The sequence below is a fragment of the Tenacibaculum sp. genome, assembly GCF_050290165.1.
GTDB lineage: Bacteria > Bacteroidota > Bacteroidia > Flavobacteriales > Flavobacteriaceae > Polaribacter.
In genome coordinates, this window is record NZ_JBNKHD010000017.1 from 40,116 (window position 1) to 54,016 (window position 13,901).

Genomic DNA, 13,901 nt, shown 5'->3' on the forward strand with positions numbered 1-13,901 from the left:
TAAAAAGCATGAAATAAAAACGACTACCTTTACACAATTATAATATAGTAAATACAAATGACAGAGAATTTGAATAAAGAGGCTTTTTTAAAAAAGGTTTTTAATTACGAAGAAAATAAAGAATGGAAGTTTGAAGGGGAGTTACCCGCAATTATTGATTTTTATGCAGATTGGTGTGGACCATGTAAAGCGTTGGCTCCAGTTTTAGAAGAGTTAAGTAAAGAGTATGAAGGAAAAATCAATATTTATAAAATAGATACCGAAGCAGAACAAGAATTATCTGCGGCTTTTGGAATTAGAAGTATTCCATCAATGTTATTTTGCCCTGCAAATGAAGATCCACAAATGGCACATGGAGCTTTGCCAAAAAAACAAATTGAACAAATAATTTTAGATGTTTTAAAAGTTGAAAAATAGCCTCAATTTATTGAAATGAATAATTTTTAAAAGTGATGCATTTTGCATCACTTTTTTTGTGTGAAAGCACAAAATAAGAAACCCAGTGAGTATCACTAATCAAGCAATTTATGTATTTATAAGTTATTGATTATTAAAAATTTATAAATAGTTTAAAATTCACGTTTTTAACACAAAAATTCTATTTTGTTAAAAACTTCAAGGGATTTGTGAATAAGTATAACTTTCAAAATTTAGCATTTTTTTCAATCTTTGTTTCTCCCTTAGGTAATAAAAATAACACACTAAAAAGAGCTTAAAAAAGCATGGCATCTATTGAACCAATTTTACAAGAAAACAAAGACAGATTTGTAATTTTTCCTATCCAACATAATGACTTATGGGAATGGTATAAGAAGCAACAAGCTTGTTTTTGGACCGCAGAAGAAATTGATTTACATTCAGATTTAAACGATTGGAACACAAAGTTAACAGATGATGAGCGTTATTTTATTAAACACGTTTTAGCATTCTTTGCTGCATCCGATGGAATTGTAAATGAAAATTTAGCAGAAAATTTTGTAAATGAAGTTCAGTATTCAGAGGCAAAATTCTTTTATGGTTTTCAAATCATGATGGAAAATATTCACTCTGAAACCTACTCTTTATTAATTGATACTTATATTAAGAATGAAGAGGAGAAAAACAGATTGTTTAAAGCAATTGAAGTTTTTCCTGCCATTAAAAAGAAGGCTGATTGGGCATTAAAATGGATTGAATCTGATTCGTTTGCAGAGCGTTTAATAGCCTTTGCAGCGGTTGAAGGAATTTTCTTTTCAGGATCATTCTGTTCAATTTTCTGGCTAAAAAAACGTGGGTTATTACCTGGGTTAACCTTCTCAAATGAGTTAATTTCTCGTGATGAAGGGATGCACTGTGATTTTGCAGTACATTTACATAACAATCACTTAGTTAATAAAGTACCAAAAGAAAGAATTAAAGAAATTATTATCTCAGCTTTAAATATTGAAAGAGAGTTTATTACCGAATCACTTCCAGTAAGTTTGATTGGAATGAATGCTACTTTAATGACACAATATTTAGAGTATGTAACTGATAGATTGCTACTTGAATTTGGTTGTGAAAAAGAATACGAAGCAACCAATCCGTTTGATTTCATGGAAATGATTTCATTAGAAGGGAAAACCAATTTCTTCGAAAAAAGAGTATCAGAGTACCAAAAAGCCGGAGTAAAATCTGGAGGTACAGGAAGCATCAGCTTTGATGCAGATTTTTAGAAACCAATAAGCTGCTATATCCCCTACATGCAGTATTACTCAGCTAAAGCACTGCAAAATGTGCTTTAGCTTATATAACGTTTCAAAGAGAAACAATTTATTATCATTTTACAAGTTGTCAATCTAGGGTGTTTTGACGACTCTATTAACCAACTAAAACCAATATCAATATGTATGTAGTAAAAAGAGACGGCAGAAAAGAGCCTGTGATGTTTGATAAAATCACAGCAAGGGTTAGAAAAATGTGTTATGGATTAAACAATATTGTTGATCCGGTTAAAGTAGCAATGAGAGTAATTGAAGGATTGTATGACGGGGTAACTACTTCTGAATTAGATAATTTAGCGGCTGAGGTAGCTGCGACAATGACAACTGCGCATCCAGATTATGCAAAGCTAGCAGCAAGAATTGCCGTATCTAACTTACATAAAAATACAAAGAAGTCGTTTTCTGAAACGATGACCGATTTGTATAATTATATCAATCCGCGAACGGGAAAAAAAGCGCCATTATTAGCAGATGATGTATACAAAATCATCATGGATAATGCTGATAAGTTGGATTCAACTATTATTTACAGTCGTGATTTTAACTACGATTATTTTGGTTTTAAAACATTAGAGCGTTCTTATTTATTAAAATTAAACGGAAACATTGTTGAGCGTCCACAACAAATGTTAATGCGTGTTTCTATTGGTATTCACAAAGAAGATATTGACGAGGCTATTGCTACATACGAATTGATGAGTAAAAAATATTTTACGCATGCAACACCAACCTTATTCAATGCAGGAACACCAAAACCGCAAATGTCATCGTGCTTTTTATTACAAATGCAAGATGATAGTATTGATGGAATTTATGACACCTTAAAACAAACAGCTAAGATTTCACAATCTGCTGGAGGTATCGGGTTGTCTATTCATAATATCCGTGCTACCGGGTCATACATTAGCGGAACTAACGGGACTTCTAACGGAATTGTACCAATGTTACGTGTGTTTAACGATACAGCTCGTTATGTAGACCAAGGAGGAGGAAAGCGTAAAGGTTCTTTCGCCATGTATTTAGAGCCTTGGCATGCTGATATTTTCGATTTCTTAGACTTAAAGAAAAACCATGGTAAAGAAGAAATGCGTGCACGTGATTTATTCTATGCAATGTGGATTTCAGACTTGTTTATGAAACGTGTGGAAGAAGATGCACATTGGACTTTAATGTGTCCACATGAGTGCCCACATTTATATGATACTTACGGTGAAGAGTTTGAGCGTTTATATACAGGATATGAAGCAGCAGGGAAAGGAAGAAAAACCATTAAAGCGCGTGATTTATGGGAGAAAATCTTAGAATCACAAATTGAAACAGGTACACCGTACATGTTATATAAAGATGCTGCAAACCGTAAATCAAATCAAAAGAATTTAGGAACTATTCGTTCTTCAAATTTATGTACTGAGATTATGGAATATACTGCAGAGGATGAGGTAGCAGTATGTAACTTAGCATCTATTGCAATTCCAATGTTTGTTGCAGAGGATGAGAATGGAAACAAATTCTTTGATCATCAGAAATTATTTGAGGTAACTAAGAAAGTGGTTAGAAATTTAGATACGGTGATTGATCGTAATTACTACCCAGTAAAAGAAGCTGAAAATTCGAACTTCCGCCACCGCCCAGTAGGATTAGGAATTCAAGGATTAGCTGATGCTTTTATTATGTTACGTTTACCATTTACATCAGAAGGAGCGAAGCAATTGAACCAAGAAATTTTTGAAACCTTATATTTTGCTGCTGTAACCTCATCAATGGAAATGGCTAAAGCAAAAGAACCATACTCAACTTTTAAAGGTTCTCCAATGTCTGAAGGAGAATTCCAACACAATATGTGGGGAATTGGTGATGAAGAGCTTAGTGGTCGTTGGGATTGGGCGAAGTTGCGTAAAGAAGTGAAAAAACACGGGGTTCGTAACTCGTTATTAGTAGCACCAATGCCGACAGCATCTACTTCTCAAATATTAGGGAATAATGAGGCGTTTGAACCATATACTTCTAACATTTATACTCGTAGAGTATTATCAGGTGAGTTTATCGTAGTAAATAAACATTTATTAGAAGACTTGGTTGAACTAGACTTATGGGATAACAATATGAAAGAAGATATTATGCGTGCAAACGGATCAATTCAGCATATTGATGCAATTCCACGAGAGTTAAAAGATTTATACAAAACGGTTTGGGAAATGAGTATGAAAGATATTATTGATATGGCGCGCCATAGAGGATATTTTATCGATCAATCTCAATCGTTAAACTTATTTATGCAAGATCCAGACTTTGCTAAATTAACATCAATGCACTTCTATGCATGGAAATCTGGATTAAAAACAGGAATGTATTATTTACGTACTAAATCTGCTGTAAATGCGAAGCAATTCACATTGAATATAGAAAAGAAAGAAGAAGAAAAACCAATGAGCCCAGAAGAATTTAAGGCAATGATTGATGCTTCTAAAAATGCAGGTCCAGATGATTGTTTAATGTGTGGATCTTAATAAAGAATACTTTACCTTTTGTAGTATTTCTATCCCCTACGCTTAAGGAGAGAAACCTTATAAAAAGCAAATTAAATTAAAAGTGATAAAGAGAAGCTGAAAGGCTTCTCTTTTTTAGTATTTTCGTGAAATGAATCCTGAAAAAATAGTTCAAAAACAGCTAGACGCTTATAATAATAGAAGTTTATCAGAATTTTTAAAATGTTATGCAAATGACATTCAGATTTATAATTTCAAAGAAGAATTACCCTACATAAAAGGTTTAGAATCTTTAGCTAAAGTATATGAGAAGGTTTTTAATGATTCGCCTGATTTATGTGCTACAATAGCAAATAGAATTGTTTATAACAATAAGGTAATAGATAAAGAACAAGTAACAGGAAGAAATGGTGTAGATTTTATAGAAGTTGTTGTGATTTATGAAATAGTAAACAACCTAATATCTGAAGTACACTTTATTAAAAATTAAAGTATAAAAAAATGAACTGGGAACAACTCCTTTCTTTAAAACGTTTTGGTGACACTCAAAAACGTGAGCGTGCAAAACAAGACGAAACCCGTTTAGGTTTTGAAGTAGATTTTGATAGAATTATATTTTCGTCGGCTTTCCGTAGTTTACAAGATAAAACACAGGTAATTCCACTGTCAGAAACCGATTTTGTTCATACGCGTTTAACCCACAGTTTAGAGGTATCGGTTGTGGGGCGTACTTTGGGGCGTAGAGTAGGAAAGGAATTATTAGAACGTCACCCACATTTAAAAGAGTTAGGCTACACTTTTAACGATTTTGGAGCCATTGTCGCTGCAGCATCAGTAATGCATGATATTGGGAATCCGCCGTTTGGGCATTCAGGAGAAAAAGCCATTGGAGAATATTTTAAAACAGGAAAAGGGCTTCAGTATAAAGAAGAGCTTACTGATTTAGAATATCAAGATTTGATTGATTTTGAAGGAAATGCCAACGGGTTTAAAATCCTTACAGAAAGTAGAGAAGGAATTGAAGGAGGCTTACGCTTATCGTATGCAACTTTAGGAGCCTTTTTAAAGTATCCTAAAGAGAGTCTTCCAAAGAAACCAACCAATCATATTGTTGATAAAAAATACGGCTTCTTTCAGTCTGAAAAAGCAGCTTTTTTAGAAGTAGCTGAAGATTTAGGTTTGCAACCAAAAGAAAGTGATGGAATATCGTTTTATCGTCATCCATTAGCATATTTGGTGGAAGCAGCAGATGATATTTGCTACACAATTATCGATTTTGAAGATGGTATTAATCTTGGATTGATTGATGAGAGCTATACTTTAGAATACATGTCTAAATTAATAAGAAATGTAAATAAAGAAAAATACTACGCTTTAAAACACACAAAAGACAGAACAGCTTATCTAAGAGCATTAGCTATTGGATCTTTAATTGATGAAGCAGTAACTATCTTTTTAGAAAATGAAGAAGCTATTTTAAACGGAACTTTTAGTAGAGGATTGCTAGATAAATGTCAATACGAAGCACAGATTAACGATATTATCAAAATAAGTGTCGATAAAATTTACCGAAGCAAAGAGGTAGTTGAAAAAGAAGTGGCAGGGTACAAGATTATTGCCGATTTATTAGATGTTTTTGTAACAGCGCTTAACAATAAGTTTGACAACAAACAATCAAACTACGATAAATTAGTATTGAATTTACTACCAGAAGAATACCAACAAGAAAGAGAAAACTTGTATGACAGAATTATGCAAGTATGTAGTTACATTGCAGGATTATCTGATGGATATGCCATTCGTTTGCATAGAAAGCTGATGGGGAATATTAGTTAGAAAATGTTAAAAAATTAGTTTTCTTTTAAAAATTAACACAATTAACATATTATTCTCGGTAAATAGTAGGGTAAAATAAAAACTGTTTGTTCTACTTGTCAAGAATAATGTTATTATGAATAAAAAAATACTTTCCCTTAGCTTTTTAATGTTAGCTATTTGCGGTGCTGTTTTTAAAGTTTCAATTAAAAATGACACAGAGGTTGATAAACTAAGAAAACAACATGCAGAGTTTTTAAAGAACCACCCCTTTCAAAAAACAGGGGAACTTCCTAAAAAGAAAAGAAAAGCACAAGGATTACCACCAAACGCTTATTTTGAGCAAAAGTACCTGAGTGAAATTAATCCTAGTACTGGAAGAACACATAAAGAAAACGTTTACAAACTTCAAGAAGAACTAAATAAGCTCAGATTAGGACAAAAGGTGCCAGGAGACGTTGATAATGCATGGGAAGAGCGAGGACCTAATAATGTTGGAGGAAGAACCAGAGCTCTTTTATTTGATCCAAACGATGCTACTAATGAAACTGTTTTTGCAGGAGGAGTTAGTGGGGGATTATGGAAAAACACAAATATTTCTGATCATAATCAAAAATGGGAACGTGTAGGGATTCCAGAAAATTTAGCAGTGTCATGTATTGCTGTAGATCCAAATGATTCTAAAATTTTTTATGTAGGTACTGGAGAATCCTATGTTAATGGCGATGTTAACGGTGATGGTTTATGGAGATCTGCTGATAGTGGAAATTCATGGACTAAAGTATTCGGAGGGGTTTCAGGAGCGTCTTTTTTTGACACAAACTCTAAATTAACTGTCAATTTACCTTTAGAAATAAAAGGAGATTATACCACAGTATTAACTACAGCTTTTGGAGGGGATATGACATCTCCAATTACAAGTGATTTAATATTAGCTGATGATGGAACGGGAACAACAGAAGATGGTTGTGAAACAATTACAAATGCTTCGGAATTAAATGGTAAAATCGCTGTTATAAGAAGAGGATCGTGTAATTTTTCAGCTAAAGCAAAAAATGCTCAAGATGCGGGAGCTATTGCAGTTATTGTAGTTAATAACGCAACTACACCTCCTTTTAATATGGCAGCAGGAGATGGAGCAGGAGAAGTTAGTATTCCAGCAGTGATGATAGGAAAAGAAGATGGTGATGCAATAATTACCGCAATATCTTCTGGTACTGTAAATGGAACATTGATAAAAACGAATAACAATGCTACTAATGCTACAGTTGTTCCGGGTATTCAACACATAAATGATATTGTTGTAAGAAATAATGCAGGTGTATCTGAAGTGTATATTGCAGCAGGGGAAGCAGGGTATACTGGAGGTGTTTCGTTAGGAGGAGATAGTATTGGAGTTTATAAATCTGTTGACGGTACAAGTTTTACCAAAGTAAATTTTCCTAAAACATCAGCAGGAAATGATTATGAGCCTAATAATATTGAAATAGCTTCTGATAACTCGGTTTTTGTAAGTACTACTCAAAGTTACACTTATGATGATGGAGGAGGAGCTATTTTTAAATCAACCGATGGAAATAACTTTAGTCTAGTATATTCAGTTCCAAATGGACTTAGAACAGAGATTGCATTGTCACCAACAAAACCAAAAACTTTATATATACTATCTCAAATAAACAATGACAGCTCACCTGTTAAAATTTTAAAAACTACAGACGATTTTACTATGGTTAATGAATTAGCGTTACCAAATGATGCAGATACAGGTATTGAAGCAAATGACTTTACAAGAGGTCAAGCATTTTATGATTTATTAATTAAAGTAGATCCAAATGATGAGAATACGGTTTATGTAGGAGGAATTGATTTGTTTAAATCTGTTAATGGAGGAACAAGTTGGAACCAATTATCTCATTGGTATGGGGATTTTGGAAAACAAAATGTTCATGCTGATCAACATGGTCTAGCATTTGCCTCTTCTAGTAGAATGGTTTTTGGAAATGATGGAGGAGTTTATTTTTCTAATAATTCAGGAACTACAATAAACAAAAGAAATAACAATTACAATACGGTTCAATTTTATACTGTTGGGGTTGCTCCAAAAACAGCTTTTAATGGTAAGGAATACTTTTTAGCAGGAGCTCAAGACAATGGAACCCACTTAGTAACTAATGCTAAAGCCGGGGTAAATAGTTCTTATGATGTTTCTGGGGGAGACGGTGCAGCCAGTTTTTTTGATACAGATGGAATAGATAAATATTATATAGTTAACTATGTATACAATCAGTCTATTGGGTTAAAAAACTTAGCGACTAATCAAGAGATTATTATTAATGATGAAGAGGAGTCAAATGGAGATTTTATTAATCAAGAAGAATTAGACTCTAACTTAAATATATTATATTCAAACTATTCTTCAGGAACGAATTATATAGTTAAAAGATATTCAAATATATTATCATCAACTGTAGTAAAACAATCTTTATCGAATTCGTTAATGGATGCTGAACCATCATCTCTAAAAGTTTCTCCTCACACTAAAACGTCAAGTAAGTTATTTATTGGTTTAAAAAATGGGAAATTATTAAAAGTAGAAGACGCAAATAAAGGATTAGGGACTTGGTCTGAAATTACAGGAACAGAGTTTATAGGGTCAGTTTCTGATATTGAGTTTGGAGAAACTGAAAATCAAATTTTTGTTACCATGCACAATTATGGAGTAAAAAACATTTGGTTTTCTAACGATGGAGGTGCTAGTTGGGTTAGCAAAGAAGGAAATTTACCAGATATTCCTGTAAAAACAATTTTACAAAATCCATTAAGTACTAATGAAGTAATTATAGGAACTGATTTAGGTGTTTGGAAAACAAAAAACTTTAACGATGCATCACCTAGTTGGAGTCAGTCTTATAATGGTATGAGTAATGTACCTGTTTTAGATTTAGATTTACGAGATGATAATACCGTTTTTGCAGCTACTTATGGTAGAGGTATCTTCTCAGGGAAGTTCTCTTTTGACCCAAATGGTGATGCAGATGGAGATGGTATATTAAATGGAGTTGATAACTGCCCTAATACTGCAAACCCAGATCAAGCTGATGCTGATGGAAACGGAATAGGAGATGTATGTCAAGATAATGATGAAGATGGTGTTTTAGATATTGATGATAATTGTCCAAATACAGCAAATCCAGATCAAGCAGATGCGGATGGAAATGGAGTAGGTGATGCGTGTCAAGATACTGATGACGATGGTATAATGGATGATGTGGATAACTGTTTAACTACAAAAAACCCAGATCAGAAAGACGGGAATAATGACGGAGTAGGTGATATATGTGATACAAGTTATAAAAACTCTGATAACATTTCTGTAAAAACAATTTCAGAAACTTGTGTTGATCAAAATGATGGAAAAATAATAGTAGGTGTAAAACAAACATTTGTGAGTTATACTGTAACTGTTAAGGGAACTTCAACAGATTTAACAAAGCAATTAACAACAACTTCAATTACTTTTACTGATTTAGCTCCAGGAGAGTATGAAGTATGCGTAAAAGTTAATGATAGAGATGATTATGTTCAATGTTATGAAGTTAATATTACTGGATCTAATCCTGTAGCATTTAGATTGGCTAAAAATGAAGTATCTCAAAACTATACGATTAGTGTAATCTCAGGAACGGCACCGTATACGGTATATTTAAATGGAAATATACTAGACACGTTTACAACAACAACATTTGATGTAAATGCTAAAAAAGGTGGCGTTTTAGAGGTTAAAACAGCTAAGGCATGTGAAGGAAAACTAACTGAAATTATCGATAATATTTTCTTGAAAAATAACCCAGTTTCAGAAACTATTGACTTGTTATTACCTGATAATGCAGCATCAAGTTTTAAAGTAAAAATATACGACACAAAAGGGAAAATAGTGCTAGATGGAAGTTTTGAGAAACAAGGTAACGAATTATCAATTCCTTTTAGCGGATTCAATTCAGGAACCTATATCCTTAAAATAGGAAATGAAAACACAAACACATTTAAAGTTTTAAAACGATGAGAAAAGTAATAAAAACAATCACCTTATTTTCACTTCCTTTACTTGTGGCTTGTGGCGGAGGAAGTAAAGAACCCGTTAATGAAGCACCAACTACTGTAAACTTGGTATATCCTACACAAAATTTGTTGTGTATAGAAAATGGTATTCCATTCGATTGGAGTGATGCCACAGATCCTAATAGAGATAATATTAGCTATAAAATAGAAATAGCTAAAAACAGAGAGTTAACAAACATTGCTAAAACACAAACAGTAAGTACTTCTCAGGTTACTATTACTTTAGAAAAAGGAGTAGCATATTATTGGAGAATTACCGCAATAGATAGCAAAGGAAAACAAGGAGAACCATCATCAGTATTTGCTTTTTATACCAAAGGAGAAGGAGAAAGCAATATAGCACCTTTTACGGCAGAATTAGTTAAACCTGCTGATGAGAGCGCAGTGGATGGACTAACTGTTACTTTAGAATGGAAAGGGGCAGATTCTAATACAGGAGATACATTAACCTATGATGTTTATTTTGGTGAAGATGCAACTCCAACAATATTAAAAGAAGAAGGTATTAGTACTACTAATGTTGAAGTAAGTGTGGAATCAGGTAAAACATACTATTGGAAAGTAAACACAATTGATAATGCAGGAGCAAAGTCTATTGGACAAGTTTGGAGTTTTACAGGAAACTAATAAAGAAGAGAGTATAAAAACTAAAAACGACGCTATTTAGCGTCGTTTTTTGTGTTTAGTTTATTTACTTAAATGCTTTTCTGCAACTTTTTCGAGTTCGTCATACCAGTTTTGTCCAAATTTTCTAATTAGAGCCTGTTTTACAAATTTATAAACAGGTACCTGTAATTCTTTACCCAAAGAACAAGCATCGTCACAAATTTCCCATTTATGGTAGTTTACGGCAGCAAATTCACTGTAATCTTTTACGCGAACAGGATATAAATGACAAGAAATAGGTTTTTTCCAATCTATGATTCCTTGATTGTAAGCTTCTTCTATTGCACATAATGCAGTTCCTTTATCATCAAAAATAACATAAGCACAATCTGCATCATCGATTAACGGAGTTTCTAGTTCACCAAAATCACTAGTAATCCATGTACCTTGTTTTTCAATAGCATCAATTCCTTTTTTTCGTAAAAAAGGTTTCACTTTTGGATATATCTCTTCCAGAATTTTTGTTTCTTCTTTTTCCAACGGAGCACCTGCATCACCATCAATACAACAAGCGCCTTTACAAGCAGATAAGTTACAGACAAACTCCTTTTCTATAAGGTCTTCTGAAACTATGGTTTTACCTAACTGAAACATAAAATAATTTTAAAACTAGAAGTTTATATTAACTTCTCGTAAATTTAAATGCAAAAATACTAGATTGTAACATTACTTATATAATTTTGCACACGAAAAACATCAACTATGGACTTTAATTTTAAAGAAATTTTTACAGCTTTTATGGTTTTGTTTGCAGTAATTGATATTATTGGAAACATTCCTATTGTTATTGATTTGCGTAAAAAAGCAGGACATATTCAATCAGAAAAAGCCTCTGTTATTGCTGGATTTATTATGATTTTGTTTCTGTTTGTGGGACAAAGACTGTTGAACTTAATTGGTATTGATGTACATTCTTTTGCCGTTGCAGGATCATTTATCTTATTTTTTATTGCTTTAGAGATGATTTTAGGAATTACTCTATACAAAGAAGAAGAAGAGGAGGCTTTGAGTGCAACAGTTTTTCCGCTAGCATTTCCTTTAATTGCAGGTCCTGGTAGTTTAACAACCTTACTTTCATTAAGAGCTGAGTTTAACTTAGAAAATATCATTATAGCGGTTTTATTAAATGTGATTGTAATATACATTGTATTAAAAACGTCTTCTAAAATTGAAAAAATGATTGGTCCTAATGGTATTAAAATCATTAGAAAAGTATTTGGAGTTGTTTTATTAGCAATTGCGGTTAAACTATTTGCAACCAATATTAAAATGTTATTAGCATAGAAAATGATTTTTGACGCACTTATAGTAGGAGGAGGAGTTTCCGGAATGCAATGCGCTTTGATTTTAGGGTCGGCACTAACCAAAGAGTATGCAAGAGGAAAAAAGGTTGGTATCATTATGCATCAGCGCGCATCTCACTTACAAGATGCATTGTTTAATAATGTTTTGGGGTTAACTCCAGGCACTTTAGGAAAAGATATTTTAGAAGGAGGAAAACAACAATTAAGTCAATCATATCCTGATGTCGCTCAAATTGAAAATGAAAAAGTGATGGCTGTTTTAGATGATGAAAATGGATATAAAGTAGTCACCAATAAAAATGAATATTACAGTAAAGCCGTTATCATTGCTTTAAATTATTCAAAGCCATTTGAAATAGCAGGTCTAGAGCAATACGTTGAGCGTCATATACGAGCGAATGCTATGAAGGACAGAATACAGCTGCGTAATTTTAATCATTTGATTAAGGACGGACTTTATGTTTGTGGAACTTTAGCAGGGTGGCGAAGTCAATTTGCGATTGCAGCGGGAAGTGGAGCAAGTGTAGCAACTGATATTTTGACTGTATGGAACGAGAATGTACCAACAAAGGTGCATGATAAACAAGTAAAATAATAATTAGATAATAGAAGATTATGAGGAAAGTAGTAGGACTTATAGCAATGCTAGCATTGTTTATAAATTGTGGAGGAAGTGACAGTGATGTAATACCACAAGAAGAAGATATAGTTGTAGCTGTTGATGATTCTTTTCAAGCTGATGAAAATACAATAGCTGTATTACCTAGTTTTTTAACGAACGACACGTATAAGTTAGGAAATGTAAAGGTAACGTTTGAGGCAACTTCTGCGAGAAATGGAACAATACAAGAGAGTAATAATATCTTTAAATATACACCAGCTCAAGACTTTGTAGGTACAGATTCTTTTAAATATACTATTTGTAGCACAATTACACCTAGCAATTGTTCTACAGCAACAGTAATTATTAATGTAAATGAAACTTCTACAGGTAATTCAGGTAATTTCAATATACCTTCTGAGGTATCTGAATATTATAAAGATATTGATTTTACACTAACAGGAAGTTCTTTAAAAGATGCATTATCGGTGACTATTGCTAACACACATACAACTAGTTTATCATACACTCCAGGAGTTTGGGATGTATTAAAACAATCTGATTTAGATCCTACAGATAATAGCAAAGTAGTTTTAATTTATGGGTATGACGATAACGATGGGAATTATGTAACTGATAGAACTCGTGATAAGAATGCAAATGGTGGAAATATAGGAGATTGGAACAGAGAACATGTATATGCAAAGGCGTTAGGAGATCCAAATCTAGGAACTTCAGGCCCAGGAGCTGATGCGCATCATTTAAGACCTTCTGATGTAACTTTTAATTCTCAAAGATCAAATAAGTTATTTGCCGCTGGTTCAGGTAATGCAGGTGATGTATCGGGAAATTGGTATCCTGGTGATGAATGGAAAGGAGATGTTGCTCGTATGATGATGTATATGTATGTACGTTATGGAAATCAATGTTTACCTAAAAATGTGGCTGTGGGTTCTGTTGCAGCTTCTGATAGTAATATGGTTACTTTATTATTACAATGGAATGCGGAAGACCCAGTTTCTGATTTAGAAATACAACGTAACAATGTTGTTGCAAATGCACAAGGTAACAGAAACCCATTTATAGACAATCCGTATTTAGCTACAGTTATTTGGAGCGGAGATGCAGCTGAAAACACTTGGAAATAATTAATTATAAGCCAATAAAA

11 protein-coding genes are annotated in these 13,901 nt (G+C 33.0%); 10 read left to right on the forward strand and 1 reads right to left on the reverse strand.

The genetic code is table 11. The features are described from left to right. Positions 1–57: 57 nt before the first annotated feature. From trxA to ACQY6M_RS14925, 7 genes are all read left to right on the forward strand, one after another. Positions 58–417 carry a thioredoxin gene (trxA, locus tag ACQY6M_RS14895; RefSeq protein ID WP_428743424.1) on the forward strand — a complete coding sequence of 120 codons (360 nt, stop codon included), beginning with the start codon at positions 58–60 and terminating at the stop codon, positions 415–417. Between the two features lie 305 nt (positions 418–722). After that, entirely contained in the window at positions 723–1,694 is a 972-nt protein-coding gene (locus ACQY6M_RS14900; RefSeq protein WP_428743423.1) for a ribonucleotide-diphosphate reductase subunit beta, read from the forward strand. 170 nt (positions 1,695–1,864) lie between these two features. Then, complete coding sequence (locus ACQY6M_RS14905) at positions 1,865–4,249, forward strand: ribonucleoside-diphosphate reductase subunit alpha (protein ID WP_428743422.1); 2,385 nt, start codon at positions 1,865–1,867, stop codon at positions 4,247–4,249. A gap of 130 nt (positions 4,250–4,379) precedes the next feature. Then, a complete protein-coding gene (locus tag ACQY6M_RS14910; RefSeq protein ID WP_428743421.1) occupies positions 4,380–4,718 on the forward strand; it encodes a nuclear transport factor 2 family protein in 339 nt (112 codons plus the stop codon). Between the two features lie 11 nt (positions 4,719–4,729). Next, positions 4,730–6,064 carry a deoxyguanosinetriphosphate triphosphohydrolase gene (locus ACQY6M_RS14915; protein ID WP_428743420.1) on the forward strand — a complete coding sequence of 445 codons (1,335 nt, stop codon included), beginning with the start codon at positions 4,730–4,732 and terminating at the stop codon, positions 6,062–6,064. Positions 6,065–6,179: 115 nt separating this feature from the next. Further along, the gene (locus ACQY6M_RS14920; RefSeq protein ID WP_428743419.1) at positions 6,180–10,106 is read left to right on the forward strand and encodes a thrombospondin type 3 repeat-containing protein; all 3,927 of its coding nucleotides are present in this window, start codon (positions 6,180–6,182) and stop codon (positions 10,104–10,106) included. Then, complete coding sequence (locus ACQY6M_RS14925; RefSeq protein WP_428743418.1) at positions 10,103–10,789, forward strand: hypothetical protein; 687 nt, start codon at positions 10,103–10,105, stop codon at positions 10,787–10,789. The genes ACQY6M_RS14920 and ACQY6M_RS14925 overlap by 4 nt, the downstream gene beginning before the upstream one ends. A 60-nt stretch (positions 10,790–10,849) precedes the next feature. On the opposite strand, the gene ACQY6M_RS14930 is transcribed toward ACQY6M_RS14925, so the two are convergent. After that, on the reverse strand, positions 10,850–11,422 hold the full coding sequence (locus ACQY6M_RS14930) for a DUF3109 family protein (RefSeq protein WP_428743417.1): 573 nt from the start codon (positions 11,420–11,422) through the stop codon (positions 10,850–10,852). Between the two features lie 108 nt (positions 11,423–11,530). Between ACQY6M_RS14930 and ACQY6M_RS14935 the strand changes: the two genes are divergently transcribed. From ACQY6M_RS14935 to ACQY6M_RS14945, 3 genes are read left to right on the forward strand one after another with little or no spacing between them, the layout of a single operon-like run. Then, positions 11,531–12,112: a MarC family protein gene (locus tag ACQY6M_RS14935; protein WP_428743416.1), complete on the forward strand. Its 582-nt coding sequence runs from the start codon at positions 11,531–11,533 to the stop codon at positions 12,110–12,112. A gap of 3 nt (positions 12,113–12,115) precedes the next feature. Continuing rightward, positions 12,116–12,727, forward strand: coding sequence for an NAD(P)/FAD-dependent oxidoreductase (locus ACQY6M_RS14940; RefSeq protein ID WP_428743415.1), 612 nt, complete (start codon positions 12,116–12,118; stop codon positions 12,725–12,727). A 20-nt stretch (positions 12,728–12,747) separates the two neighbouring features. Continuing rightward, the gene (locus tag ACQY6M_RS14945; protein WP_428743414.1) at positions 12,748–13,881 is read left to right on the forward strand and encodes an endonuclease; all 1,134 of its coding nucleotides are present in this window, start codon (positions 12,748–12,750) and stop codon (positions 13,879–13,881) included. Positions 13,882–13,901: the final 20 nt, after the last annotated feature.

Coding starts and splice junctions, on each gene's coding strand:
- trxA (WP_428743424.1), top strand. CDS start 58: ATGACAGAGAATTTGAATAAAGAGGCTTTTTTAAAAAAGGTTTTTAAT.
- ACQY6M_RS14900 (WP_428743423.1), top strand. CDS start 723: ATGGCATCTATTGAACCAATTTTACAAGAAAACAAAGACAGATTTGTA.
- ACQY6M_RS14905 (WP_428743422.1), top strand. CDS start 1,865: ATGTATGTAGTAAAAAGAGACGGCAGAAAAGAGCCTGTGATGTTTGAT.
- ACQY6M_RS14910 (WP_428743421.1), top strand. CDS start 4,380: ATGAATCCTGAAAAAATAGTTCAAAAACAGCTAGACGCTTATAATAAT.
- ACQY6M_RS14915 (WP_428743420.1), top strand. CDS start 4,730: ATGAACTGGGAACAACTCCTTTCTTTAAAACGTTTTGGTGACACTCAA.
- ACQY6M_RS14920 (WP_428743419.1), top strand. CDS start 6,180: ATGAATAAAAAAATACTTTCCCTTAGCTTTTTAATGTTAGCTATTTGC.
- ACQY6M_RS14925 (WP_428743418.1), top strand. CDS start 10,103: ATGAGAAAAGTAATAAAAACAATCACCTTATTTTCACTTCCTTTACTT.
- ACQY6M_RS14930 (WP_428743417.1), bottom strand. CDS start 11,422: ATGTTTCAGTTAGGTAAAACCATAGTTTCAGAAGACCTTATAGAAAAG.
- ACQY6M_RS14935 (WP_428743416.1), top strand. CDS start 11,531: ATGGACTTTAATTTTAAAGAAATTTTTACAGCTTTTATGGTTTTGTTT.
- ACQY6M_RS14940 (WP_428743415.1), top strand. CDS start 12,116: ATGATTTTTGACGCACTTATAGTAGGAGGAGGAGTTTCCGGAATGCAA.
- ACQY6M_RS14945 (WP_428743414.1), top strand. CDS start 12,748: ATGAGGAAAGTAGTAGGACTTATAGCAATGCTAGCATTGTTTATAAAT.